Origin of the sequence: Bradyrhizobium canariense (assembly GCF_019402665.1) — a bacterium.
In the GTDB taxonomy this organism is placed as follows: Bacteria; Pseudomonadota; Alphaproteobacteria; order Rhizobiales; family Xanthobacteraceae; genus Bradyrhizobium; species Bradyrhizobium canariense.
Genome location: NZ_VSST01000048.1, coordinates 59,262 through 83,750, shown reverse-complemented (window position 1 = coordinate 83,750; position 24,489 = coordinate 59,262). Strand labels below are relative to the sequence as shown.

Below are 24,489 nucleotides of genomic sequence, written 5' to 3'. Positions count from 1 at the left end.
CAGCGCGCCAATCTTGACGCAGCCAAGAAAACCTGACCCAACTCCTCATGCCGGCAACGACACTCCGGCCGCCTTCGTCGGAACAGGTGGCCGCCTTCGATCGGAATGCATGGTCGCGTTCAATCGGAATCCCTGGCCGCAATCCCCGGAATCCGCAATTTGGTCTCAAAATTTCATTTAATTCTGTTTCGGCGGCTTAATTTCGCCAAATTACAACGCGCTTTCTGCGCACCGGGGCAGGGGCTATTAACCCGGAGTCCTGCATGTTCAATCGAGTAGTCGTAGCTTTATTGCTCGCTTTTGCGACATCCATTTCTTGTGAAGCGCGCCCCTTGCGCGCCGCTTCGCCGCCTGAATGCAACGTGATTATGCCATGCGACTTTTCATCTTCGCTGGTGCAGGCGCAGAGATACACGAGACCGGCACCGCGCCTGCAGCGAAGCGCGGTTGCTAGCCTACGGATGTCTGTGGCCAGCTCAGGGGCCTCAAGTAGTGAGATCGTCAGCGGTCGTCCGGCCGGTTGCCCTCGATCGTTCTGCGGGTGTGGTGCGGCGATCCGAGTGTTTGGTCGGGTAGTACCGGAACTGAACCTCGCAGCCAATTGGCTGCGCTTTCCCCGCACCTCGCCAGCACCGGGAATGGTTGCCGCGCGACGTGGGCACGTCTTCGTCCTTGAACAGCACATCGCCGGTGACATCTGGAAGGCGTACGATGCCAACTCAGGTGGGCACGCAACGCGAATTCACCCGCGCTCCCTGCGAGGGTACACCATCGTCAACCCCCATGCGGCCTAGGGCCATCGCGCAGCGTTCCCATTAGATATTTCTCGCCACGTTCCGGAGCATCCGGCTCGCGGCTTCCGCTCAAAGACAGGGCCGCAGCAGTTTTCGCTGCGGCCCTGAAGTTGCAACTTGATTCTGCGCCGGCTTGTTCTCGCAGTTGGTCCCGAACACCGAGGTTGATAGGTCCGCCATCATGGGAAGCGTCAATGCAGCCTGGGCGTTCCATGAGGATCATTGGTGTCCACATCAGAGCGATAGAATTCGACGATGCGGTGCTTCATTGAGACTCGGACACGATAACCAGCGGATATCCACGCTCTCGCTTGAGGACCTGCTCTCTTCAGTGTGCTCCACCACGCAGTGAAGGTGTAAGCTGATTTCGGCAGAGGCTTCCCCAAGATCGCTTCAATTTCTGAAAAGGTCAGGCGGAGACTTTGACCGTTCTCCGTTCGCAGCCTTTCATGCAATGGCTGGTAAATCGACCTCGGCATGCGAGCACTATGTCGACAAAATGGGCCGGCTGCCCGGCATTGGAATAGCAGTCTGGTGCATGTAGAGCGCCGAGGCAAAAGGCATTATCATTCAAGTCTGCAAGACCTCGCGGAGCCTGACGCAGCGACGTCTCTTCAGTGTTCCCTTAGCTCTGGGTCTCTCAGCAGCACGTGGAGAAAGTCGCTGGCGTGGTCATAGCGTTTACGACCATTTACGATCTCGCGGGTGGGCGGCTCCAGGGTGCTGGCGATGGCTTCCGCGCCGGGTAGATCAGCTTCGTGCCACAATCGCTGTAGCAGCCGAACGGGAATGTCTTGAGCGGATCCAAACAGCTTCAACACACAGTATTCGCCATCGTGGTTGTGATCATCTTTCGCAGAAAAAGCGAATAACCCTCGAAAGGTATTACGGGAAACGGCAGGTTTTGCCATTTAACATCCCCCAACGTAAAATCGACTCGCTTTAAGTCTAGAAATCTGACGTGTTAACAAAATAAAATCCAGTGGAATTTAATCGCTTGCCTCCGAAAAAGAGGTCATCAGAACTGACGTAAATCGAAGCACCGTGCGTCACAGCTCGCGCCGTGCTGCGTCTCCGATACCTTATGCTGTTACGGGACAATCGACCTTAGCAGGCGGCCGAGTAGGATGGGCGGGCCAGGGGCTGCCCCGCAAAATTGCTACCAGACCTCGCAAGTGACTGAGACGAACCGATGTTCGCTCAACCCTCTCCCGAAGTCGCTCTCGTGCGCATGATCAGACAGGCGGTCTGGTGCTGCCCAGTGAATAGCGCGCGATAGATCTGTCCCCGATCGAGGTCAGTTCAATTTGCATCGGCTGCGGCGACCCACTCGATCGGGGTGTCGGCACCTCGCGCTCGATAGGCATTGTCTGGTCGCCATTTCATGGCTTGACGTAGGTCCATCCCTGCTCCTGCAACTGCATCACCCTAACGACGCCCGACCTCACCACTTGGGCGTGGGCAACGATCGGAATGTCTTTATTTTCGGCCTTTTGCATTTTCTCTTGCGTGTTTCCACAGGCTTTGAATGATACTTCCGGCGTGCTCAGAGCCATTTCCTCGATTCGCGCTTTCACCGGCGACGTGTCATCGCGGAGCATATGGAGGCCCGGGCCGAAGGTAATCACCTCAACTTTCACCCCTTCACCAACCTCCTTGTAGTATTGCGCGACGTTGAGTGCATTGTTCAGTGCAAGATTCATTGATGCGGAGTCGCTTGTGTTGACCTGAAGGATTAAGCGGTGCTCTTTCTTGGCAGCAGACGGTGGCGCGATGCGCGCTAGCTTAAATTGTTTTTGCGTCGCGTCCCTCACCGATGAACTCGCGTGCGTTCTTGCCGCGCTATGTGTTGAGGCGGCAGGCCAACTAGTCTGTGCCGGGAGCTGGAGAGCCTCCTGTGCCGCGGAATTATACAGCCCGACCAGGAGCGAGATGATTGTCGCGATCATCGCTGCGATAATCTTCGGAAATGTGGGCATTCTGTTGTTTCTCCAAGCAAGCTGAGGTTCATGATCAATTGTTGGGCTTCGCGATCGCGCGTGGCCATTTGCATGTTGCCGCCAATTTTGCACGCACGTTCTCGATACCATCGAGAGCGAACACTGCACCGGCGCCGGCCTCCGTCCGGCGTGACACATGCACAGAAAGTTCGCTGTGGCCGGGGATCGATTGCAAAAGGCGAACGACATCGCTTTCAAGCGCGACACCGCGCGCCGACGTGATTGTCGAGACCTGAAAAGGTGGATCATCATTGATGCGCAGGGACAGAGTGTAGTCCTCGCGGCGGCCTGACAAGCCGGCTCCATCAAGCAACACTTCGGTCAGGCCGCCGCGACACCGTATCGACAGGTTCATGGGGGCGTCGGAGCTGCCCCCTCGAGATGGTAGCGTAGCCTTGATGATCGATGAATAATCAACCGGCGAGGTGGTCTCGCTGACGATCCACGCCCCGACTCCATTTGCGGGCCGATCCGAGACGCGAACCGGCGCCATAGGGTCTTCGGCGCGTCGGGCCCGAGCGAGGTCATTTGCGATCGCGAGCGTCACGACGAGAGCGATCAGGGTGAACGTCATTGTGCCGCCTGGCTCGAACGCGGCAGACGATCGAGCCAGGCCTGCGCCGCGGGAAAGCGCGTCAGGCCAGGGACCGTCGCCGCCAAGTTGATCGACTTCCATTTCGGATCGAAACCGGGCTCCTGCAGCTTGTCGATCCGCGAGAACAGGCGGTCAACAAAGCGCGCCACACGATGAAAGCGATTGGATTTGATCGGCCAATTGAAAGCGACCAGCACGGTTGGAACGGCAATAGTTGCCACGCGTTCCCCCTGCCTGATCAAGTTCGGGTAATCAGCCGAGTCCAGCCAAGATGGCAGATAATAATCTTCGAACTTGCTCTCGTAGGGGACCGGCAGGAACTTGAAGCCGGCCTCCCAACGACCACGTATGAATGCGTCCACCGGCTTCGATGTTATGAAAACGACGGCGGCCAGCTCACCCCTGCGCATTTGTTCCATCGCAACCTGATGGGGGATGAATGCCTTATCGACCTCGATCCCAAGCCGGCTGAAAATCAGCGGGCCCGAATAAGCTGCGGCGGTACCTTGGGTGTTGAAATTGACCTTCTTTCCGACCAGATCACTCAAGCCCTGAATTTCGGGCCTGACGAATATGTGCAGTTCAGACGGAAATAGGTTGAGCACATAGGTGATCCGTCGCTGGATGTCCGGCACTTGGCTCTTGTACTCGTCAAGTGCGTCGGAATTGATGATTGCTGCATCAATGCCCCGCAAATACAGCAGCGAATTGACGTTTTCGGTCGCGCCACGGGTCACGATGGGCAGCACGTGGAGGTCCGTTCCATCATCGGCCACTCGCGCCATTTCCGCGGCAAGCCGAATGGGAGCTCCTTCCAGCAGACCTCCGGCAATTCCAACAGTCCAATCGTTCATGGCCGCAATTTCCGGCCTTGCATGATCCGCACGCGCCCGCGAAGTCTGCTGGGCCATTGCCAGGCAACAGCCCACGATCAGAAGCGGAGCGGCTATCACGATGAGGAGAAACCAAGAGCGTATTCCAACCAGCTGCTTCATCGATCCGGCTCCCCTAGGAACGTCTATTCTGTTTTGTCCGCTGGGCTCTTCACTTCAACACGTAAGTTTAAGTTTCGTCTGACAGGTCGATACATCGCACGACCATTTGTCTGACCGATGCTACTAATGACCGAGTGCGTCGAACCGCTCCTTTGCCTCCTTGACCCCTCCGGCTGCTGCTCTGGCGTAAAGCTCTCGCGCCTTGGACGTGTCGCCGCGCGTTCCGCTCGCGCCCCATTTTGCAAGCAGGCTCGGATCATATGTTTCGGCGAGCGCGAAACTTGCCGGTGCACTCCCTAATTCAGCAGCACGCTCAAGGACGATTCGCGCCGCGCCAATGTCGCCTTGTCGAAGCAATCCGGTTGCGCGACCGATCAATCGCGCGAGCTCGGCGGCTTGCTCGTTCCCGAGAACCGGCGGTGGCGCCTTCGGCTCGGCTGCTGTGACCACGAGCTCTCGCGCGGATTGCGCGGGCGGCGGCTGCGGCGATCCCACCAGCAGTGTTCGAAGCAGTTCCCTTGTTGGCGAATTGCCGGCTCCGCCTTGACCCGACACCCCGGCGGGTAGCCACGGTCCGACATTCGGGCGCGCTGCGGCAAGTTCTTGCTCATCTCGGCTGGACTGGTGGCATTCTCGCCGGAGCTGCTTTTTCAACTGTTCGGCTCGATCATCGTTTGCCGCAGCTTGCGCTTCATACGCGAACAGCTTGGAACGCGCCAACGAGAGCTCTTGCGCCAGCGCATCTGCTCTTTCGTGCTCCTCCCTTAATGAGAGTTTCAGTTTAGCCGAGGTATTCTCCGCTGTTCGCATCGTCTGCACCGTTTCTTCGGTTGCCTTCGCGATCTGCTGGGATCGGCTGTCGAGCTCGATTCGCGTCGTCGCGAGCGTCTCCTCCAGCTGTTTGGTACGATCGTGCTCCTGTCGGAGGCTTGCCTGTACCTGGGCCTCCGCTGCCTCTTTTGCACTGATCTCTGCGGCTTGTCTGATTATCTCTGCCGACTGGGTCTCCAGGTCGTGATGAGCGGCTGTCAGATTTTGCTCCAGCCGGTTTGCCCGATCTTTCTCTCGCTCGACAGCTTGTTGCAGCTCTCTCGGATCACTCTGTGCCGGGTGTTCGGGTTCGCGACCCTCGGTGCCGATTTCGCGGCTTAGCCGTGCTTGCACTTCGAGATCGTTGCGCGCCTTCGCAAGTTCCCGTTCTAGACGCTGCGTGTGCAATCGCTCTTCCCGGACCGATTGCTGCAGCTTATCGGTTTCATTCTCGGTGGCCTCCGCAATGCTGGTCCATTGCTCGCGTGCATGCTGCAATAGCCCCAGCACGGTATCCTGCTCCCGTCGGCATGTTCGAAGGTCAGCAGCAAGGGCCTGTATCCTCTCCTGTTCTGCGGCGAGCGCTTGCCGTGATCGCTCGGTATTGCTGATTGTGGCTTGTGCGAGCTTCAGGAGTGTCGTGTCGGCAGATTGTTTCAGCTGCGCCGCGCGCCACCCTCCCGAGCCGGTCTCGCCGCGCACGTGCGTCGCCATGACATGGGCGTCGCTCGCCGGGCGATTTGGCTGCTGCGCGAGAACGGGTATCGTCAAGACCGATATTACCGTCAGCACAGTCGGTGCAACCCACGCCGACCTTGTTGCGCAGGTGCGCGCACAGCTACGAACGCAATCCGAAGCAATCCACACGTCTGCGCGGCGAACGGGCGATCCAAGGCCCAACCCTGCCTGCATCGGCGCTTGTGCCCGCATCCGCGACATTAATGTGCCAATCCGTTTCTCAATTCAGTTTATCCATAGGCAAATTAAACCCATATTATCGTTTATTCAATGGTTTGTATCGTTAATTAAACTTGCGGCTGATGCGGCTGGTCGGTTGAGAAGGAGATCGTCCAATGCTCCAGCGAATCCTATCTGTGCTGGCCCTGGCCCAAGGAGGCGGCGCAGTGGCGGGCTCCGCGGGTGCCGGCACCGGGACGGGCACGTGCACGGGCAGCGCCAACACTGGCATGGGTACAAATGCGAGCAGCGCCAACCCTGGTCCATCAGCGCCTCCAGGAATGGGGACACGAGACGTTGGTATCGGTGCAAACCTGAACCGCACCAGTCAAACCAACAGCCCGGACGTTCAACGTCGAAGTCGCGGGCGGCGGCGCAGGCCAAAAGAAATGCCGGCGCTGGCCACGCTCAAAATGGTCTGCCGATCGGAGCTATTGGCACCGGCACGAGCAACGAGGAGCAGATGATCGTTGGACCGTCACCTAACCGAAAAATACCGGCAGCGAAGGTCGACGGAAATATCGCTGGAATGGTTGGTAGGGGCTCCAGCCTTTCGGACCAGGTGAGCCGGCCGCGCGCCGCACGAGCTGGGGAAAAAGTGCTGGACGCCAAAGTGCAAGTCCAACGGCGAACGACAGTTTCGCATAAGCGCATTCCCTACCCAGAAAACAGAACTCGGTAGTCTGAGCGGACCGAGCCGGGCAACCGAGCGCGCTTTGGCGTCCCTGCTCAGGTCTGCGCGCCGCCAGACGAAGGCGCCGGCAGGGCTTGGTTCTCCATGGGGCGCCCTGAAGAGAACTGACGCCCGGCACACGGCCGAGCGGGATTTGGGCTAGGCGAGGGCATTCACGCGGTTATGCGAGCGCTCGATTCCGCGGCATTCGGATCATGTCCGATCGGTCGGAGCGAGGAGCCAGCCGTGCATTGTTTGAAATGCTCGCGAAGCATGTCATTGGCCAAGTGCTCCCAGAACTCAGCTTCGGCGAGAAGCTTCCAGCTTCGATCAGGATGATGCGCAGAAGTCTGTCGGCACAGCGACGCCATCGCGCGCAAGCGGCGTACGGTCTCCATCTACTCCTCCCATTAGTTTTCCCTCACCTTATTTTCCGTTTTGCGTCATATTAATTATGATTATGCCAAATAACTAAATTTGCCTTCGATGGCGCGGCTGCCGAAACGAGTTGACGCGAACGACCTTCGCTTTGCTTTCAAATTGTCTTTCAGATGAAGCGCTGCTTCATAAAACTAAAAACAGATACAAAGTCAGGCTTAAACCAACTCAGGTGCGGGACATGATCCGCAGCATGCCGCTCGTGGATGATCTCGGTCAGAGCCGGAAAGGGACGTCGGATCCAAGTGCAGCACTTTCCTGGCACAGAGCCTTCACTCGCATCGGCCTGCCTTGAAACTCCGCTGCGCGCACGCCTCATTGGGGAGCGATCGGGCGGCTTGGAGCTGTGCCAAAGGGTTATCGGAGGCTTCAAGGTCGATCCGTGAAACGATCGTCTTCGAGTTCACTAAAATTACGCGCGCCGCTCGCCATCATTATTGAATCCGCGTGCGGCAACTCGTCCCAAACCGGCGCCTACGCATCCGTGACGCCGGCCCTAATCTCGCGCTGTCTCCGAGGCTTCGCCCTTCCGCCCTTCGCACTTGCTCTCGTAGCCTCTGCAATTGGGCAAGCAGGCTAACGAGCTCCATCGCCGTTTGACGCAGAACAGCCAAGCGGCTGCAAACCCCACTACTCACTACAATACCCCCGAAACAGGCCCTTGTAGGATAAGCGATCGGAAGTGTTAGTATGCGCCGACCCGCCGGTGTGACGCTTAACTTACGGTTCATGAGGGCGTCAGTTCGTTTTACGACGATAGGCCAAAATATTTCGCATTCCTCCAGTAAGTCCTGGCAGAAAATAGCCGCCAAGACAGGAATCTGGATGAACGCTGCGCCATGATTGAGCGCATCCAGTCCGTACCAAGACGAGTTCCCAGCCGGTGCGGCAGCCATGCCGCAACAGGTCAACTCCGCACACGCGGCGCCAAATGAGGCGGTCGGCCCAAATTCGTGTAATGCTAGTAAGTTCGGCTCCGCGTCTATACCGAAGCCCGCTACGCATCAGCACAGCGGCGCTTCCTCGAATATCTCCCTGGGCCGCACGACCGGCTCATCGACCCAGGCCTCGCGAGCGAACCAGTTGTGATTGGCGCGACAGACCGGGCAACGAGTATTGCCATAAAACACAACGCTCCGCAGGAAAGCCTCACGGTCCGACCTAATACCGGTAGGAATCGCGCGACCGGTTTGCGGACATTTGACCATGATCATTCCCATGCGAGCCTCCCTAGGAAATTATTCGTTGTTGAACGAAAGAGAACCGGCCGGCTGGAGTGCGTCGTCATCTCAGTGCGGGTTACTTGGGGGGCATCGCACACTGGGAGTGCTTGTTCGAGCAGGGCGGGTTGCTCGTGACGACGTTTTTCCAACCGGCCGGATCGCTGCTTGAGCGATTCCTTGGACGCCGCCGCTCTTTGGCTCGGCAGCGCGGGCGTTGATTATGCGTTTCTCGAAAGCTCCTGGGGCGTCACCGAAAATGGGCCAATCTGAGCGGGTGGGAGTTTTGCGCGTGCTATGCCGCTCGCGACGAAGACGATCATGTCGCCCGTGATGGGCAAATTGGCTAATTCGATCACCGGTTTCACTCCACTCTCGTCAGCGAAATATTCTTCGTTAGAAGTTAATCCTGCAAATTAAGCCTTGCGCTGTCGGTCCGGTTTGCGACTCTCGTCAAGTTTTATTTTTTCTGTCCTGCACACAGGAGGCCAAGATCATCGCGGCGATTTCTGTGACGCTGTTCTCGGTCGGCTGTTATTTCGATGCAGGGCCCGCTTCTTGGTATTTGAATGGTTGCATCCGGTTCAAACATGAAATAAATATTGATTGTATTGAGATCATATAAATCTCGTTGTTAATTGTTGTCAATGACGTAAGCTGTTTTCGTCATTTTTTTGGTCGGAGGAGACGATGCGGGAATCAGTCCAGAAGAAGCGCAACTCCACCTCGGCTGCGAAGCAGTTGGCTCAAATGCGCGAGAAACTAGCGAGCATCAGCGAGAGGGAGCGCGTTCTACGAGAGCGGAGTGCTGCTCGCGAAGTTTACCGCTATCTGCTGGACTCTCACCGCTTGACCGCGCCGGCGACCTTTCTCGGAGGACAAGTGTTGAATATTTCTCCATCTGGGGTGAACGAGGGGGGTCAGCTGGCGGCGTGACCCGGGGCCGTATGGTCATTCGAAACGAAGCTCAGTCAGGCGATGTGCATCCGCACTGAATGTGGATTTGCGCCGCTGCTGCACGGCGATCAAGCCGAATTTCCTCGGCAACTGCAGCTCGTTCGACCGCGCCGCGGACAGTACATTGCAGGATATTCTCGCCACCCCGTCGACACGGCGGCGAGACAGACATCGTTGATATCGGGCATAGCCGTGCTGGAAAAAACATCGGCAGAGATGGTGTTGAGACCCGCCGCGGGTGCAGTCTTCGCGCTGTTGGAAGGTCGATTGGTGCTTTTTAGCGAGACAAGGCAGAAGCTCTATGAGTTGGACCAGCTAGGGGCATTCATTTGGTGCAAGTTGGCACAAGGCGCTTCTTTGGAAGACGTCCATCAGGAGCTCGGGCAGCTAGGCGTTGGCGAGCGCACAGCGCGTGAGTTCACGTGGCAGGCGATGAACGTCTGGATCGATCGAGGGGTGCTCGATCTGGACTGGCGAATGTCGGCCGATTGTGCCTTCTCAACGGTTCTTGGTCAGCGCAGGATCAGCGTCCGGGCTGCAAATCGGGACCTCTCGCAACAGTTGATTTCGCTGTTTTGTGTTACGGACGACAGCGGCGAGGGCGAGGAGGAGGATATTGCGATCGAGACAATGATGCTCGGCGATCGGGTATTCTTCCGCGGGAATGACGCGAGCATCCAAAGATGTGAAGCCGCAGCTCTGGCCCCTACAATCAAAGCTCACATCACCGAGCGACTTATCCGAAGCAATCAGTGGGCTTTCGCGCTCCACGCCGCTTCTCTTGCAAAGCGCGGCAGGGGCTTGCTGCTGTGCGGCCAACCGGGAGCCGGCAAGTCGACGCTGGCGCTAGAACTGGTAGACGCTGGATTTCAGTATGCCGGCGATGATGTTGCGCTGATTGGGGCTGACGGAACGATCTGCGGCATCCCATTTGCCCTCACCCTCAAGCAGGGATCGTGGCGGTTGCTATCCCGACTGTATGGCGATTGGAACGACGTGACGCACCGCCGGTCCGATGGCGCCGAAGTGCGGTATTTGCCGATTCCGGATGCGCACAATGGGAGCCTCTCTGCCAACTGGATCATCTTTCTGAACCGGGTTGCAAGCGGCCCCGTCGAGCTGACCCCTCTGGATCAGCTTGATTCGATCAAGCGGCTGATTGAGGGCGCTTTTGCCGCAGACGGGAAGCTGTCGCAGTCCGGCTTTTTCGCTTTGAAGCGGATTGTTGCGGGCGCACGATCATTCCAACTTGCCTATTCGGAATCGGCGCAGGCTCGAGAGCTGTTGATGGACTTGTGCAATGACAAGGCATAGTGCGGCACTGACAAGCCTTTGCAATTGCTTGCGAAGCTTGCCGCCCGTCGAAGTGGACTGGACCTCCGTAATCGGGCTCGCAAACCAGACGTTGACGACGCCTGCGCTCATTGACTTCGTCGATGAATTTGCATCGGTGCTGCCGGACGACGTGTGCACATATATCCGCCAGATCCATCGCCGAAACGTGCTGCGCAACGACCGGTTGGCCGCTCAATTGGAAGAGGCTGTCATTGCGATGAACAGCCAGGGAGTTACCCCGGTGTTGCTCAAAGGTGCGGCAACGCTAGCCACAGCACCTGTCGAGCGGCGAGGAGTTCGGCTGATGTCCGATCTGGACATCATGGTCGTGCCGGACGAAGCTGAAAGGGCGGTCGCCGCTCTGGGTGCAATTGGCTATGAAATTCACGATCAAGCACGGCCCGAAAGCGGGAAGTGGTATGTCGAGCTAAGTCGATCGCGGGATGTCGGAACCATCGATCTGCAGCGGACCGCCCCAGGCCCCGCGCACCTCTATGCTGGCTCTGGACATGCTCTGAACCATTGCGTCCCCGCGCCACTGGGGCGGGGACGCGTGTACGTCCCGACGCCCACTTATCGAGCGCTGATGTTGATCATCCACGATCAGTTTCAAGACTACGGCTACTGGCTTGGCGAACTCGATCTGCGACATCTGGTTGAGTTGCGCGACTTGAATGATTCCGAAGGGCTGGACTGGCAAGAACTTGCCTCTCATGTCTCGGGCGAACTGATGAAAAACGCGGTCGAAACCCAACTGCTCGCCCTTGCTGCGCTGCTTGGGGTCGATATCCCGCGCTCAATGCGCACCCGGCTGATTCCTCGTCTGCAGTTCATGCGACAATTAATGCAAGCGCGCTTTCCGGCCACACGTGTGCCGTTCCTCGCAATGACGGTCCTGGACCTCAGAAACTACCGGCGGGAGGCGACCTCTGGTTGCACGCAAACCGGCATGCGCCGGCCTGGATTGTGGTCCGTGCCAAGAACGGATACCTTACAGTTCCTGTTGAGGGCCGCCACCGCCGTTCGTGTCGGAAAGGTGTAAAGCCAGCAACGCTCGCACGCCTTCAAGGCCAAACAGTTTTAGCAAACGACATGTCTGCAGTTGCGCGGAGTTAATGCCCTTGTCCACCGGCATTCCGATCGGACGACGCATCGTTCTCGCGAATCCTGAACTCTTCGAGCGTGTGCCCCGATTGGAGCGCGGCAACTAGCCAGCGCGGCTGTTTACCACGCCCCGACCAAGTCTCAGTCGGGCGGAGTGGATTGAAGTATTTTGGCACGACTTTCGGGTATTTGCGGCGCGGCGGCTCGCTCGTTCCAGCGTTGGCGGCCCGGCGTTCAGCTTCACCGAATTGATCCGGCTGGTTGAGTTGCGCAAGACGCTTTTCGAGCTCTCGCTTCTCGACTGTGATCTTTTCGGCAAGTATCTTTGTTAGCTCTTCGTGAAGGAGCCAAAGTTCCTCAAAGTCCATGGCTTCGAGATCTTGCCGACGCATAGCATTCTCGTCACCGTTCGACTGACTCCTGATCCATCTGTCATCCTCAGCTTTCGAGCAATTATTGCCCCAGCACCCGAATCAACGATGGACCAAAGTCAGTGTTTCAAATCGACGCGACAATGAATAAATAATATATTATTTAATTGATTGTGGCGAGGGTTATTTTATTAATGGGGATAGGCAGATCAATGACTTGCCGCAGAGCAAGAAACGGGAAGATCTCGATCGAGTTCCTCTTGGCGGCACAGTCGGAGCATCTTCCCCCGGCTTTACCCTCGGACATTCGGGACCTGGAGCTCAAATCGAGCATGGGCGGTTTGGGGTGACGGACATTGAGTTGGTTGGCGCCCGCTTGCGCATATCCGAAGGCGTTCGAGAACGAAATTGCCCAAAACGAGGGGCCGCCTACGCGCCAACCATATTCATCGAGAATATTGTGGTGCAGATGACTTGTACCGGCGCTCGATGTGATCCCGTCACATCGGTTCGCTTGAATGGTCCCACGGCTGCCCGCTGGACGTGTGAAATTTACCCGTTCCGCAATTAAATTATGCGGATAGCCCATTGTTTCGGCTTGATTGATTGTTGCGACGCAGTTATCTGGGATGCGGATTTAAGTACGGTTCCATACATTTTGTTGGGTAAATCGAGTTCACCATCTTGATTAATGTCGATTCGGGGCATATTAAGTTTGGCGCAACTACAGGGTGCGAGCATGCCAGCTAAGAAACTCGAGTTAGAATCAATGTCCCTTGACGATCTCTGGTCGCTTCATGAGGAAATTAGCGGGATCTTATCGGACCGGATTAAGGCAGAAAAGCACGAACTGGAGAAGCGCTTGGCGGTTCTCGGGGGCGGGGTGGCTGTTTTGGCGGACTCAAGCGGACCGGGAGTGTCTCCGACTGTCAAGGCGAGACGCAAATATCCGCGTGTGCTGCCGAAATACCGGAACCCCCAGACCTCCGAGACCTGGTCGGGGCGCGGCAAGCGGCCGCGGTGGTTGGTTGCTGCCGTGAAGTCTGGCCGGAGAATTGAGGACTTTCGCATAGGAGATGCAAGTCCGAAGCTTCGTCAGCGCGCGTAACCTGATCTGCACTGTTCGACGGGGTGGCTGGGGTTAAATGGCCGCCGCAGTGCACGTGATCCTGTGGGCCTAATAGGCGTTGCGTCCCCGCAGCACTTCGAGGGGAGTTCGCAGCAGGATTACGAGATCAAGCCGAAGGCTCCAGTTGTCGATGTACCAGAGATCGTATTGTACGCGTGTTTCGACCGTAATGGCTGTGGGGGTTGGACCGCGGCAGCCATGGACTTGGGCCCATCCGGTCAGTCCTGGCCTGACCCTGCGGCGTAGGGCGTAGTTCCGCACGAGCTTGTCAAATTCTCCGTCATGAGCCAGGGCATGAGGACGCGGACCTACCAGCGACATGCTGCCGTCGAGAACATTTAACAGCTGTGGCAGTTCATCGAAGCTTGTCCGACGCAGCCATTTGCCGACGCGGGTAACGCGTCGGTCGAGGCGATGGGCCTGAAGGATCGCGGGTCCGTCCTCGAGTACATGCATCGTCCGGAATTTGCGGATCAGGAAGATCCGGCCATTAAAACCACAGCGTTGTTGTCGAAAGAATATGGGGCCGGGCGAGTCCAGCTTGATTGCAAGTGCGGCCAGCACAAGCAGCGGGGCAAATATCGTCAAGGCGAGCGCGGCGCCGAAAAGATCAATGATTCGTTTGGTCGCACAGTCCAGCTGCGTAAGCGGCCCACGCTGGAGTTCAACGCAAACCGCACTTCCAAGGCTTCGCGTTGGGTGTCGAAGCAATTCGGAGGTCGTACCGACTGGCACGAACACAACCGGCAGCGGCAACACCCGTAAGTCGGCAACGAAGGCCCGAAGTTCGGGCCATCGCTCCGGGTTCGCTTCCACCACCACTTGGTCGAGCTCGGAGCTGCGAATGTAGTCGATCATGCGAGCCGTGAGCCGCCTTCGACAGGCAGGACTGAAGCCGATTGGGGGCAAGCTGAACCGGCCTCGGACACAATAGCCATGCATCGCCAGCGTTTCAGACAGTCCGGCGTTTTTCGATAGCGGCTGGTCGCTGACCAGAACAATGTTTGTGCTGGCGAATTTTCTGCCGCTCAAGCCCTTCCCGAGAAGCGCTCTCACTCCCCACCGCTCGGCCATAAGCAAGCCCAGGCCCAGGACAGCGAAAAGTGTGCCCGCTTGGTGAGAAAAGCCCGAACCAATTGCAAAGCCGTACCCGGCCCATATCGGGAACAACAATGACGCCCATGCAATCCAGACGGCGCGCATTTGACTTCGCAGGACGAGAAGCTCGGCTGGCCGATAAAGGCCGTGCGTCTTCAATAGGCAAACGAGACATGTTGCGCTGACTAGCGCCAGGCCAAGTGCGTTGCTTAAGTCGCCTGCAGCCCACCCATTCCAAGCCTGGCACAGCCAAGTCGAAAGAACGCTCGCTAAAAGAATGGTCGCGATATCCGCGCAGAGCGCCACGTATTCGATCGAGTCGTAACGGAGGGGCCATTTGTGCTGGCGGGATACGGACGGGTCCTGGCCGATACGGTCCGTATCTTCCTGATCAGGGAAATGTCGGTTTATGAAATTCATAGCGGCGGCACTCGGAAATAAGTAGTTAATTTATTATTAAGTTATTAATTGGATCAAGTTAAAAATGCGTCGCTGCGAATATTAATGCAGGATGCCTGCCCAGACAGAGCTCATGCGACCTATCCCGCTCCACATGCCGGATTATTCTCGGTAAGGGAGGCGGCCGCGTTAGGGACGCCGTACGCGCATGCTCTGCAGGTAGCCCGGATCCAGCTCGGAAATGAGATTGTCGGCAAAGGCCTTTCCGTCAACCGAGGCCGATTGATAGGCGGCCGTGATGGCCGGCTTGAGACCAGGTCGGGTCGTGAGGGCTATCTTGACGTCACGCTTTATCAGATCGCGCAGTTCGGGCTCGCTTACCGCGGCGCTCGTGCCGAGAGCGATGGATAGTCGCAGCGGCAGCAGGTCGAGGTCATTTGGTGCCGTGTAGTATGACAACTTCAGGAGGGCCACGACATCATACCCGGTCGACTTGTACTCCTTCGACATGGCTGCAAGCATGAGCCATAGATCGCCCCGCAACGGCGAGTAACGCAATGCGTCCGCAAAGATCTGCGAGGCAGATGCACTACAATGCCAACTGGAATTTGCAGCCTCCGGCGTCTTCAGTTGCGCAAATTTCCATCCCGAGCATCCGATCGACATCGCCTCGGACTTCTTGCCCCTCGACGCATCGCTGGTGCTGGTTGCTTCGATCGGAAAGGCACCACCAAAATGCCAGCGGTTTGATAGAATCCACGCCGTTTGAGTGGCCAACACCACTCCGATCGACACCAGTGCAGCCCGGGTCCATATGCCCTCGCCGAATATTGTGAGAGCTTGCCAATCTTTCACAGATCGATCAGGGAGCCTATCCGAAAGCTCTCGGGCATGCAGGGAGCCGGCATTATGAGGCGCACTCGGGAGGCTCTGGGCGAAAGCCATTCCATAAAGTGCCGCGACCAGGAACGAGGAGGCCAAATCAGTCGCGCCGCCCTCTGCAAGCGCCAATATCGGCAGTGACACCGAAGTGGCGGCGCCCACGGCTGCGTATATGTAATCAGAACGCCGCGACAGAGATCGTTTGAACAGGATGAAGGCAACCAGCATGAAAACGGCCATTAGCCCATAAAGGAACGGCCGACCCATCCCGACCGCAATTGCGGCGGCTACCGTCGGCCGTTCGCGCATTGCGCTCATGCCAATGTCTCGATAAATCGGCAGAAGTGCCTGAAATGCGCCCGCACCGGATCCGGTGGGACCGGTATCTTGCAGCATCCTTTCAGTCGCGGTCTGGTTCTGGGTCGACAAGGCGATGAGTACGTCGGTATCTCTCTTGATTGGAATGACTGTGTAGCTTGCGAGAAGAATGACTGCAGCGGTGGCGAGAACACCGGCTGTTCCCCAGACACCGAAGAACCATTTGCGGATAGAGTACACGGCGACCAGGGTTCCAGCTCCGATGAGAGTAGCCACGGCGATCGCGGCATCGGAGGAAGCAAGGATCGCCGCCGTGCAGACAGCCAATGAAAGAATAGCGCCTGTCAGAGTGATGATTGCGCCAACGGCGGAACGTCGCGGCTGCGGGCGGCGCAGCAACTGATCGGCCGCACGAATGGCAATCCCGGCGGCGAGGAGGGCCCCGAGTACGGCTGCGACGGAGCCATTCGTCTGAGTGCGAGACTGCTCGCCCGCAGACGTGATAGCGAAACTGCTAATTGCTCTCGAGACCAGAAATGCTGAAACGAAGGCGCCGATTGATGTGAAGACATACAGGAAGTGCGCCGCGCGTTCTCGATCCAGAGCAACGAGTGCGGTGATGAGCGCGGCAGCGATGACAGCGATATACTGAGCGAGCGACAGCATAGTTGCGTGGACGTCCACCGTGAGTCGAGCAGCAAGTGGTTCGTTCAAGGCCGCCGCCGCGGTTGCCCAGATCGGATTACCAAACTCGCGCACTGGGATCGGAATGACCTGAAGAATCATCCAGAGCGCCGGCGCGGCGAGGGTGATGATGAACACGGGTCGCAGCAGCCTTGCTAACTGGGTCAGCGCGGGAGCTGGTATCAAGATAGCGATCGCGAACATGGCCACCGCCAGAATGGCCGATACAGCTCCCAAAATCTGTAAGGGTCCAACCATTGCGAATGTGGAAGCGGTGGCTACGAACGCGGAGAACATGGGGCGGCGCTCAAACACGTGGTGGGTCGCAAGCTCCGGCAGTCGGCTCTGGATGAAGCGTCGAAAGAAAGGCCGGTCTCAAGAGTCGGAAAAACCATAGCGGGTATAGTGGCTGTTGCTGTAGTAGTCGCTTCGGTAAGCATCGTATCGGGCCATTGCCCTGATGTCAGTCTTATTAAGGACTGCGCCGAGCAGTGAATCCGAGATAGTTGGCGCTGTGTGCAGCGCGTGTTGAACGACATCGATCTTCGTCCGGCCCCATTCTATGACCAAGACGTAGCAGTCGATGAATGGCGTGGTGACTCTCACATCGACCAAAGGTGTCAGAGGCGGGAGATCCACAATGACGTAATCGTAAGTTTGTCGCAAACGTTCGAATAGCTTGCACATGGTATCGGCGGATAGGATCTCGCTGGTGTGATACAGAGTTCCGCAACGCACGGCCGGCAAGAATGCCAGGTTGGTCTCTGGATCTCGCCAGATTGTTTCCTCAAGCGAGCGGCTGCCATTCGCGATTTCGACGATACCGGCGGCAGCTTTTGGAGCAACTCTGGCAGAGAGCGAGGGATTTCTCAAATCGCAATCGACCATGATAGCCCGTTTGCCACTCTGTCCGATGAGTTGCGCGACGGAGGCTGCAATCGTGGTTTTACCTTCGTCCGGCAGGGCTGACGTGATGCCGATGACTTGGTTGGGGCCCTTAGCTGGACTGTGGTCGATAGCAAGCTTGATCGAACGGATAGCCTCGGTATATCGAGACAGGGGCATCCCGACAACGGTGCGATGAATTGCCGGAACGTTCGAAATTGTTCGTTGCCGCAAGTCTTCATCTGCTGACGCACCTCGAGCTGCGGATTTCGGCGTTTTGGAGGCCGGCAGCAAAGGGACGAGAGACAGGCAGGGCAATTCCAATGTGGTCTCAACCTGTGACGAGGTACGAAAGACCCGGTCCATCACGTCTCTCAGAAAAGCAAGGGCTATGCCAAGCGCAAGGCCCCCGACAATTCCGAGGCCCAGCACCAAGTTTGTGTTCGGTTTGCTCTTGCTCTGCGGCGGTGAGGCGGGAAAGATCACCCGCGTCTCCGAAATCGGGAACGTCTCCTGCTGCGCAGAGCCCATGTACCGCTGCAGGAAGCTCTCATAGAGGCTCCGCAAAGTCTTTGCCCGACCTTCCAAATCCTTGATCGTCAGTTCAGCTGAGTTCGTCGATTGCGACTGAGACACTGCCTTCGCGAGTTGCTTCTCAATTTCTTGCTGCCGCTGTTTGGCAAACTCGAATTCACTTCGACTGATCTCGGCAAGCCTCTTGACCTCTTCAAGGATAGAGTTGCGATATTCGCGCATCCGATTCCTGATATTTACGACTGCCAAGTGATCATGACCGACCCGCGCTGACAACTCGGCTTCTCGCCTCGCGAGCTCAAGATACTGCTGGCGCAGAACGGTGATGATCTGACTGTTCGTTGCATCGGCACCAATGGCGTCCAGATTGCCAACCGGCGACGGTTTCGCTGGATCGAAGCTAAGAAGGCTCTCATAGCGACTCAACTTGGCAGTCGCCTCTGAGGTCTGCGCGCGGGCAACAGCCAGGCGGGCACTGAGATCCGTGATCTGCTGCTCGCCAATGGGCTTTCCGTCGGACGAAATGATGTTGTGTTGGGTCTTGTAGGCGTCGACGGCGCGTTGGGCAGTCAGCGCTTGCTCTCCAAGATCGCGCAGCCGCTCCTGCAGCCAGGCCGTAGCCTTGCGATTGGCCTCGAATTTCGTATCCAACTGGGCCGCAATGTAGGCGTCGGCAACTGCATTGACGATCTCCGCTGCTCGATCGGCGCTACTCGAATTGAAACTGATCTCAATAACGTTGCTGTAGCCGACACGGATCGCTGTGAGCCGGACGAGAAATGTGTCGATGGTCGCTTCCGAGGGCTGGCGCTCTGGATCGGATGGGCGATCCTTGGGCGGAGGCGAAACCCGCGCCAGAAGTCGTTGCCACAAGGAAGAAGAGGGCGCGGATCCGCTAAACTCCGGATCGTCGGCCAACTTCAACCGTTCGAGGACAACAGCGGCCGTGGCCCTCGATTTCAGAAGCTGAAGCTGCGTCTCGATTTGGTTGAGGTCGAAAGCCGGCTCCGCTAGAATTGACTGTTGCTGGACAAACTGTGCCCGAGGATTGCTGAGCAAAACCTGAACCTGCGCGCTGTAAGTTGGCGGCGTCAATCGCAGGTAGAGCATACTAGTCGCGATAGCGAGCCCAGTGATGACGATGATCATCATGTACTGGCGCCGTAGAAACGCGAATCCGAATTTGATGAGATCGCCGATACCGCCCTCTGTTTGATCGGGCTGCGACCGCGTCTCGAACGGAAGACCTGTTCTGTCGGTCTGTACAAGATTGCTTTGTAGCATCGGGTTCCCTGTCAGGGTGGACTGGCAGTCGAATCTCGGGCCGAAAGGCCGTGTCAGATAGACGTGAAATTAAATGTTATATATACGATTATAAATCGGTTGCCAAATTGAATTATAATCGGATATTAATTGTCGACGCGGTGATGAGGCACGCTAGTTCTAAGAAAAGTCAAGGATTTCGTGCGTTCGGAGTTATTTCTAAATTTCAATGAGGTTGCAGTTCCTCGGTTCACGTCAGAAATAGCAATCTCCCCGCAGAGGTGCTCGGAAATTCGACGAGTTGACGGAAAGACCAATTGTTTTGCCGGCCTATCAGAGGTCCCTTAAATGCTTGAAGTGCGAAGCTTAGCCATCCCTGATGTCAAAATGATACGAACGAAACGTCATTCCGACGCCCGCGGCTATTTTTGCGAGACATTTCGTCGCTCTGCATTTGCCGAAAAGGGAATTCCCCACGATTTTGTTCAGGACAACCAGTCGTGCTCGGAGCGGGTCGGGACTGTTCGCGGTTTGCACTTCCAGCACCCTCCATTCGCCCAGGCCAAGCTGGTCCGGGTGTTAAGAGGGGCGATCCTCGATGTGGTGGTAGATCTTCGGCGCTTGTCACCGACATTCGGTAGGCACGTCTCGGTCAAGTTAGACGGCGAGAGCGAAGAGCAGTTGTTCGTCCCAAAAGGGTTCGCGCATGGCTTCTGCACGCTCCAGCCCCAGACCGCGGTCTTTTACAAGGTTGATGAGATTTACTCTCCCGCCCACGATGGTGGGATTTATTGGGCCGATCCCGAACTGGCGATCGAGTGGCCGGTCAAGGCTCCGGAGGCCCAGCTTTCACCGAAGGACCGAACGCTTCCGGCCTTCCGCCAGCTCGCTTCAATGTTTGAATAGAGGACGTCGGATGCGTGTCCTAGTGACGGGTGGAGCGGGATTTATCGGTTCTGCGGTCTGCCGACAGCTGGTGTCGGAGGCAGGGGCCACGGTCGTCAATATCGATAAACTGACATATGCCGCCAACTTGGCGTCGCTGGCATCGATCGACGGTACTAGTTGCTATCGGTTTGAGCAGCACGACATCTGCGATCAGGAGGCTGTAAATAGTCTATTTGCCAGATGGGAGCCAAGCGCGGTCATTCACCTGGCCGCGGAGAGCCATGTGGACCGGTCGATTACAGGCTCGGCAACGTTCATCGGTACCAACATAGTCGGCACGTATACTCTCTTAGAGGCAGCCAGGCGATACTATGACGGGTTGCCGCACCCGAGGCGGAAACAGTTCAGGTTCATTCACGTGTCGACGGACGAGGTCTACGGCTCGTTGGACTCGTTGGACTCGTTCGGCCGCTTCCGGGAAGATACGGCTTATCGACCGAGTTCGCCCTATTCGGCGAGCAAAGCGGCCTCGGATCACCTAGCGCTCGCCTGGTACAAGACCTATGGCTTGCCGGTCATCGTGTCGAATTGCTCGAACAATTATGGACCGTTCCAATTTCCGGAAAAGCTCATTCCGCTGACGATTCTGAACGCGATGGAGTACAAGCCATTGCCTGTTTATGGCGACGGCAGCAACGTGCGTGACTGGCTTTATGTCGAGGACCACGCAGCAGGTCTGATAAAGCTGCTGTTCGAAGGCAGGCCGGGAGAGAAGTACAATTTCGGCGGCGATAGCGAACGATCCAATCTGGAGGTCGTCAACCAGATTTGCGACGTGCTTGATCGGTTATGTCCAGGCTCGGCAAGGAGGCGATCGTTGATTGCGTTCGTGCCGGATCGCCCGGGGCACGACGCACGTTACGCGATCGATGCGTCAAAAGCCCACCGCGAGCTGGGATGGCAACCGACCCGAAGCTTCGAGCAAGGTCTCGCCGACACCGTGGATTGGTATTTCGCCAGGGGCGCCTCGTGGTTGGCGTGGGCTCGCAACGGTGTCTACGACGGGGCACGTCTCGGCCTTCTAGCCACGCAACACTGAGGTGGCACAATGATCGAACGACCGATTCTGATTGCTGGACGAAATGGCCAATTGGCTAACTGCCTTCGTGATCTCGCTGCTGTTCGTGGCTTACCTGCGGTGGCGCTCGGACGTCAGGAGCTCGACCTCGAAATCCGGGAGGGGATCGATAGGACCGTCGCCTCGATCGCCCCCTGCATCATCATCAACGTCGCTGCCTATACGGCGGTGGATCAAGCAGAATCCGAAATTGGAAAGGCCTTCAGCATCAACCGCGATGGTGCGGCGGCGTTGGCTGATATCGCGTGGCAGAGGAATGTTCCATTTCTACATATGTCGACCGACTATGTCTTTGACGGCGCGAAGCATGGGGCTTACGACGAAGCGGACGTTCCGGCACCGTTGAGCGCATACGGCGCGTCGAAGCTTGCCGGCGAGGCGGCTGTCTTGGCAGCGCATCCGCTTGCGACCGTCGTGAGATCTTCTTGGATCTACAGCCCGGTTGGCGCTAACTTTGTTCGGACGATGTTGCGGCTGGCCGAAACGCGCTCGATTGTAGGGGTCGTTAACGACCAGCAGGGTAACCCGACTTCGGCGGCGGAGCTGGCGGCGGCGCTCCTGCGGATCGCGGAGCGGTCGCTTACCGATGACCGCCGCACCGCCGCCGGCATATTTCACCTCACCGGCCAAGGGGCGACCACCTGGCACGGTTTTGCCGAGGCAATCTTCGACGGTCTGTCGCGTCGTGGGGTGCAGCCTCCCAAGCTGGAAGCGATCACGACCGAGCAGTATCCGAGCGCTGCGCGCAGGCCGCCGAACTCGCGGCTGGACTCATCGAAAGCGGAACGTGTGTTTGGAATTCGGTTGCCAGCCTGGCGCCATTCTCTCGAAATCTGTCTCGACCAAGTTGTCGGAAAAGGAGATACCGATGCTGAAGGGAATCGTCTTGGCTGGCGGCAGCGGAACCCGACTTTATCCGATCACGCGAGCGGTCAGCAAGCAGTTGCTGCCGGTCTATGACAAACCAATGATCTACTATCCGTTGTCGACCCTCATGCTGGCGGGCATCCGCGAAATACTTGTCATTACCACGCCTTCAGATCGGTTCCAGTTTGAGCAGTTGCTGGGTGACGGCAGTCAATGGGGGATTCAGCTCGGTTATGCGGAGCAACCCCGTCCCGCCGGCCTGGCTGAAGCCTTCATTATCGGAGCCGATTTCATCGGGAACGATCGGGTTGCGATGGTACTTGGCGACAATATTTTCTTCGGAGAGGGCCTGAGTGGATTGCTCGCCAAGGCTGCGGCTCGTGAAGACGGTGCAACGGTTTTCGCCTATCACGTGCGGGATCCCGAGAGATATGGCGTGGTTAGCTTTGATGAGACCGGTCGACCGGTTCGAATTGAGGAAAAACCTAGGTTCACGAAATCAAACTGGGCGATCACGGGTTTGTATTTCTTCGACAACGCGGTCGTACGATATGCACGTCGCATCGAGCCATCGGCACGCGGCGAGCTCGAGATCACGGATCTGCAGATGCGCTATCTTTCGGCAAATGCTCTCCACGTTGAGCGGATGGGACGTGGGTTCGCTTGGCTGGATACGGGGACGGTGGAATCGCTGATCGATGCGGCGATGTTCGTGCAGACTATCGAGAAAAGGCAAGGGATGAAGGTCGCCTGCCTCGAGGAGATCGCGCTTAGGCAGGGCTTCATCGATCTTGACCAGATCGAAGTGCTGGCGCGACCATTGGAGAAGAGCGGTTACGGTCAATATTTGCGCGAAATCGCGCTCGTCGAAAATATAGGGCAGCGCAGTGTGGCCGGGCCCCGATCTATTTTGGTGTGAGGTCGGATGAAGTCGTCCAAAATATTGAAGTAAGTTCAACCCACCGTACCCTGACGAATATTGGTCCGATTGTTGGTGTAACTTTGATGGGCGACGTGTCGCAGAATTCTGTGTTAGTCCGCTATGCGCTCAAAGGACTGGAACAGTGTTGGCTGCCTGAGCACGGCCGCTGGTCCCACATCTACCATCTGGACGGGCGTGCCTCGCCGAACGAGTCGTTGCCCTACAGCGATGTGTTCTACACGCTCAACGTTCTGCTCGGAATGTCGAGGATCAAGGTGGTTCCGAGCAGCATCAGCCTGTCGGAAGTATTCTACCGAAACGCCGTCCAGCTGACCGTCCTTCCGGTGCGAAAATATGCGCTGGGCATGGCACTTTGGGCTGCGGCAGAACTTGGCTTCGAAGTACCCGAGCAGGTGAGGCGCGAAGTCAGGGCGCTTCTAGCCGATCAAGCGAGGTGGAAAACATTCCATGCGCAGGACTTGGGCATGCTATTGACGGGCGTGGTGGCTCAAGCCAGGGCCAGCCGCCAGGAATGGGCTTGCTTCGCCGATCCACTCTATCGTTTTCTCAGGCAGCGGTTTCATAGCGGATCAGACCTGTTCTTCGACGCGCCGCTCGGCTTGCGGCGGCGTTTCGCCTCGTTCGCGACCCAGATCTATCTGTCCATCGCTTGCTATCATTACGGCGAGTTCGCGGGGGATTCAGCCGCCCTTGCGATGGCAGGCTCCTGCGCACGCAAGCTGATTGCGCTTCAGGGGCCCCAAGGCGAGTGGCCCTGGTTTTTCGATGCCCTCACAGGCCGCGTGCTTGACTTCTATGAAGTCTACTCTGTCCATCAATATGGCATGGCCCCTGCGCTGCTAGAATGGGCAGAGCGCTATCACGTTCCAGGCGCGCGGAATGCCTTAATCAATGGATTTAATTGGATATTCGGCGAGAACCAGCTTCGCTGCTCGATGCTGGTACCCGATCTCGGATTAACGATCCGATCGCAGGTTCGGAAGCACGAACTGACAACGAGAGCGCCCAGGATGATGCGTGCGATCGGGAATGCCTGCGGCCGACGGGAGTCGCGGCTGGTCGAGAGTTCTGGTGTGGGGCTTCGGCTAGAATGCCGCAGCTACGAATTGGGTTGGATGTTGTGGTCGTTTGGCCAGCGCTGCGACGTGCCGGAGCTGGCCTGCAGCCCGGCTTTTGGCAGAGCGCGAACGCAGACCTGATGCCGCGATTGCG

General features: G+C 57.4%; 19 protein-coding genes and 1 pseudogene. 9 read left to right on the top strand and 11 right to left on the bottom strand.

The window, feature by feature from the left end; genetic code table 11:
• Positions 1-500: 500 nt before the first annotated feature.
• Positions 501-794: pseudogene (locus FXB41_RS42030) on the top strand (hypothetical protein); the annotation flags it as partial.
• 191 nt (positions 795-985) lie between these two features.
• Here the strand turns inward: FXB41_RS42030 and FXB41_RS42175 are convergent.
• From FXB41_RS42175 to FXB41_RS40980, 7 genes are all read right to left on the bottom strand, one after another.
• Positions 986-1,273, bottom strand: a complete 288-nt coding sequence (locus tag FXB41_RS42175; protein WP_446479884.1) for a DUF7662 domain-containing protein — start codon at positions 1,271-1,273, stop codon at positions 986-988.
• A gap of 135 nt (positions 1,274-1,408) precedes the next feature.
• Positions 1,409-1,705, bottom strand: coding sequence for a hypothetical protein (locus FXB41_RS25295; protein ID WP_219683603.1), 297 nt, complete (start codon positions 1,703-1,705; stop codon positions 1,409-1,411).
• Between the two features lie 471 nt (positions 1,706-2,176).
• The gene (locus FXB41_RS25290) at positions 2,177-2,773 is read right to left on the bottom strand and encodes a DsrE family protein (protein WP_219683602.1); all 597 of its coding nucleotides are present in this window, start codon (positions 2,771-2,773) and stop codon (positions 2,177-2,179) included.
• Between the two features lie 34 nt (positions 2,774-2,807).
• Positions 2,808-3,368 carry a hypothetical protein gene (locus tag FXB41_RS25285; protein WP_219683600.1) on the bottom strand — a complete coding sequence of 187 codons (561 nt, stop codon included), beginning with the start codon at positions 3,366-3,368 and terminating at the stop codon, positions 2,808-2,810.
• Positions 3,365-4,384 (bottom strand): TAXI family TRAP transporter solute-binding subunit, encoded by a 1,020-nt coding sequence (locus tag FXB41_RS25280; protein ID WP_219683598.1) that lies wholly within the window; start codon positions 4,382-4,384, stop codon positions 3,365-3,367. The genes FXB41_RS25285 and FXB41_RS25280 overlap by 4 nt, the downstream gene beginning before the upstream one ends.
• Positions 4,385-4,507: 123 nt before the next feature.
• The gene (locus tag FXB41_RS25275; RefSeq protein WP_219683597.1) at positions 4,508-5,965 is read right to left on the bottom strand and encodes a coiled-coil domain-containing protein; all 1,458 of its coding nucleotides are present in this window, start codon (positions 5,963-5,965) and stop codon (positions 4,508-4,510) included.
• A gap of 2,301 nt (positions 5,966-8,266) precedes the next feature.
• Entirely contained in the window at positions 8,267-8,482 is a 216-nt protein-coding gene (locus FXB41_RS40980) for a hypothetical protein (RefSeq protein WP_246649160.1), read from the bottom strand.
• Between the two features lie 978 nt (positions 8,483-9,460).
• On the opposite strand from FXB41_RS40980, the gene FXB41_RS25270 reads away from it, so the two are divergent.
• A complete protein-coding gene (locus FXB41_RS25270; protein ID WP_246649159.1) occupies positions 9,461-10,753 on the top strand; it encodes a serine/threonine protein kinase in 1,293 nt (430 codons plus the stop codon).
• Complete coding sequence (locus FXB41_RS25265; protein ID WP_219683596.1) at positions 10,740-11,816, top strand: nucleotidyltransferase family protein; 1,077 nt, start codon at positions 10,740-10,742, stop codon at positions 11,814-11,816. The genes FXB41_RS25270 and FXB41_RS25265 overlap by 14 nt, the downstream gene beginning before the upstream one ends.
• 70 nt (positions 11,817-11,886) lie before the next feature.
• Here the strand turns inward: FXB41_RS25265 and FXB41_RS25260 are convergent, their stop codons facing one another.
• Positions 11,887-12,270 (bottom strand): H-NS histone family protein, encoded by a 384-nt coding sequence (locus FXB41_RS25260; RefSeq protein ID WP_219683595.1) that lies wholly within the window; start codon positions 12,268-12,270, stop codon positions 11,887-11,889.
• Positions 12,271-12,988: 718 nt separating this feature from the next.
• On the opposite strand from FXB41_RS25260, the gene FXB41_RS25255 reads away from it, so the two are divergent.
• Positions 12,989-13,357 (top strand): H-NS histone family protein, encoded by a 369-nt coding sequence (locus FXB41_RS25255; RefSeq protein ID WP_219683593.1) that lies wholly within the window; start codon positions 12,989-12,991, stop codon positions 13,355-13,357.
• A 69-nt stretch (positions 13,358-13,426) separates the two neighbouring features.
• Here FXB41_RS25255 and FXB41_RS25250 read toward each other — a convergent pair whose 3' ends face one another.
• The 3 genes from FXB41_RS25250 to FXB41_RS25240 all read right to left on the bottom strand — a co-directional run bounded on the left by FXB41_RS25250 (position 13,427) and on the right by FXB41_RS25240 (position 19,462).
• On the bottom strand, positions 13,427-14,896 hold the full coding sequence (locus FXB41_RS25250; protein ID WP_246649157.1) for an exopolysaccharide biosynthesis polyprenyl glycosylphosphotransferase: 1,470 nt from the start codon (positions 14,894-14,896) through the stop codon (positions 13,427-13,429).
• 168 nt (positions 14,897-15,064) lie between these two features.
• Entirely contained in the window at positions 15,065-17,056 is a 1,992-nt protein-coding gene (locus FXB41_RS25245; RefSeq protein WP_219683592.1) for a hypothetical protein, read from the bottom strand.
• Between the two features lie 78 nt (positions 17,057-17,134).
• Positions 17,135-19,462 (bottom strand): AAA family ATPase, encoded by a 2,328-nt coding sequence (locus FXB41_RS25240; RefSeq protein ID WP_219683591.1) that lies wholly within the window; start codon positions 19,460-19,462, stop codon positions 17,135-17,137.
• A 327-nt stretch (positions 19,463-19,789) separates the two neighbouring features.
• Between FXB41_RS25240 and rfbC the strand changes: the two genes are divergently transcribed.
• The 5 genes from rfbC (at position 19,790) to FXB41_RS25215 (ending at position 24,476) form a co-directional block, all read left to right on the top strand.
• Entirely contained in the window at positions 19,790-20,347 is a 558-nt protein-coding gene (rfbC, locus tag FXB41_RS25235) for a dTDP-4-dehydrorhamnose 3,5-epimerase (RefSeq protein ID WP_219683590.1), read from the top strand.
• Positions 20,348-20,357: 10 nt separating this feature from the next.
• Complete coding sequence (gene rfbB / locus FXB41_RS25230; RefSeq protein WP_219683588.1) at positions 20,358-21,428, top strand: dTDP-glucose 4,6-dehydratase; 1,071 nt, start codon at positions 20,358-20,360, stop codon at positions 21,426-21,428.
• Positions 21,429-21,437: 9 nt separating this feature from the next.
• Positions 21,438-22,427, top strand: coding sequence for a dTDP-4-dehydrorhamnose reductase (rfbD, locus tag FXB41_RS25225; RefSeq protein ID WP_219683587.1), 990 nt, complete (start codon positions 21,438-21,440; stop codon positions 22,425-22,427).
• Complete coding sequence (gene rfbA, locus FXB41_RS25220; protein ID WP_219683586.1) at positions 22,336-23,253, top strand: glucose-1-phosphate thymidylyltransferase RfbA; 918 nt, start codon at positions 22,336-22,338, stop codon at positions 23,251-23,253. The genes rfbD and rfbA overlap by 92 nt, the downstream gene beginning before the upstream one ends.
• An 86-nt stretch (positions 23,254-23,339) precedes the next feature.
• Complete coding sequence (locus FXB41_RS25215) at positions 23,340-24,476, top strand: hypothetical protein (RefSeq protein ID WP_246649154.1); 1,137 nt, start codon at positions 23,340-23,342, stop codon at positions 24,474-24,476.
• Positions 24,477-24,489: the final 13 nt, after the last annotated feature.

What these genes read in the sequence shown, in the direction of transcription:
- FXB41_RS42175 (WP_446479884.1), bottom strand. Translation starts at nt 1,273, where the DNA reads ATGCCGAGGTCGATTTACCAGCCATTGCATGAAAGGCTGCGAACGGAG.
- FXB41_RS25295 (WP_219683603.1), bottom strand. Translation starts at nt 1,705, where the DNA reads ATGGCAAAACCTGCCGTTTCCCGTAATACCTTTCGAGGGTTATTCGCT.
- FXB41_RS25290 (WP_219683602.1), bottom strand. Translation starts at nt 2,773, where the DNA reads ATGCCCACATTTCCGAAGATTATCGCAGCGATGATCGCGACAATCATC.
- FXB41_RS25285 (WP_219683600.1), bottom strand. Translation starts at nt 3,368, where the DNA reads ATGACGTTCACCCTGATCGCTCTCGTCGTGACGCTCGCGATCGCAAAT.
- FXB41_RS25280 (WP_219683598.1), bottom strand. Translation starts at nt 4,384, where the DNA reads ATGAAGCAGCTGGTTGGAATACGCTCTTGGTTTCTCCTCATCGTGATA.
- FXB41_RS40980 (WP_246649160.1), bottom strand. Translation starts at nt 8,482, where the DNA reads ATGGGAATGATCATGGTCAAATGTCCGCAAACCGGTCGCGCGATTCCT.
- FXB41_RS25270 (WP_246649159.1), top strand. Translation starts at nt 9,461, where the DNA reads ATGTGCATCCGCACTGAATGTGGATTTGCGCCGCTGCTGCACGGCGAT.
- FXB41_RS25265 (WP_219683596.1), top strand. Translation starts at nt 10,740, where the DNA reads ATGACAAGGCATAGTGCGGCACTGACAAGCCTTTGCAATTGCTTGCGA.
- FXB41_RS25260 (WP_219683595.1), bottom strand. Translation starts at nt 12,270, where the DNA reads ATGCGTCGGCAAGATCTCGAAGCCATGGACTTTGAGGAACTTTGGCTC.
- FXB41_RS25255 (WP_219683593.1), top strand. Translation starts at nt 12,989, where the DNA reads ATGCCAGCTAAGAAACTCGAGTTAGAATCAATGTCCCTTGACGATCTC.
- FXB41_RS25250 (WP_246649157.1), bottom strand. Translation starts at nt 14,896, where the DNA reads ATGAATTTCATAAACCGACATTTCCCTGATCAGGAAGATACGGACCGT.
- FXB41_RS25245 (WP_219683592.1), bottom strand. Translation starts at nt 17,056, where the DNA reads ATGTTCTCCGCGTTCGTAGCCACCGCTTCCACATTCGCAATGGTTGGA.
- FXB41_RS25240 (WP_219683591.1), bottom strand. Translation starts at nt 19,462, where the DNA reads ATGCTACAAAGCAATCTTGTACAGACCGACAGAACAGGTCTTCCGTTC.
- rfbC (WP_219683590.1), top strand. Translation starts at nt 19,790, where the DNA reads ATGCTTGAAGTGCGAAGCTTAGCCATCCCTGATGTCAAAATGATACGA.
- rfbB (WP_219683588.1), top strand. Translation starts at nt 20,358, where the DNA reads ATGCGTGTCCTAGTGACGGGTGGAGCGGGATTTATCGGTTCTGCGGTC.
- rfbD (WP_219683587.1), top strand. Translation starts at nt 21,438, where the DNA reads ATGATCGAACGACCGATTCTGATTGCTGGACGAAATGGCCAATTGGCT.
- rfbA (WP_219683586.1), top strand. Translation starts at nt 22,336, where the DNA reads ATGCTGAAGGGAATCGTCTTGGCTGGCGGCAGCGGAACCCGACTTTAT.
- FXB41_RS25215 (WP_246649154.1), top strand. Translation starts at nt 23,340, where the DNA reads ATGGGCGACGTGTCGCAGAATTCTGTGTTAGTCCGCTATGCGCTCAAA.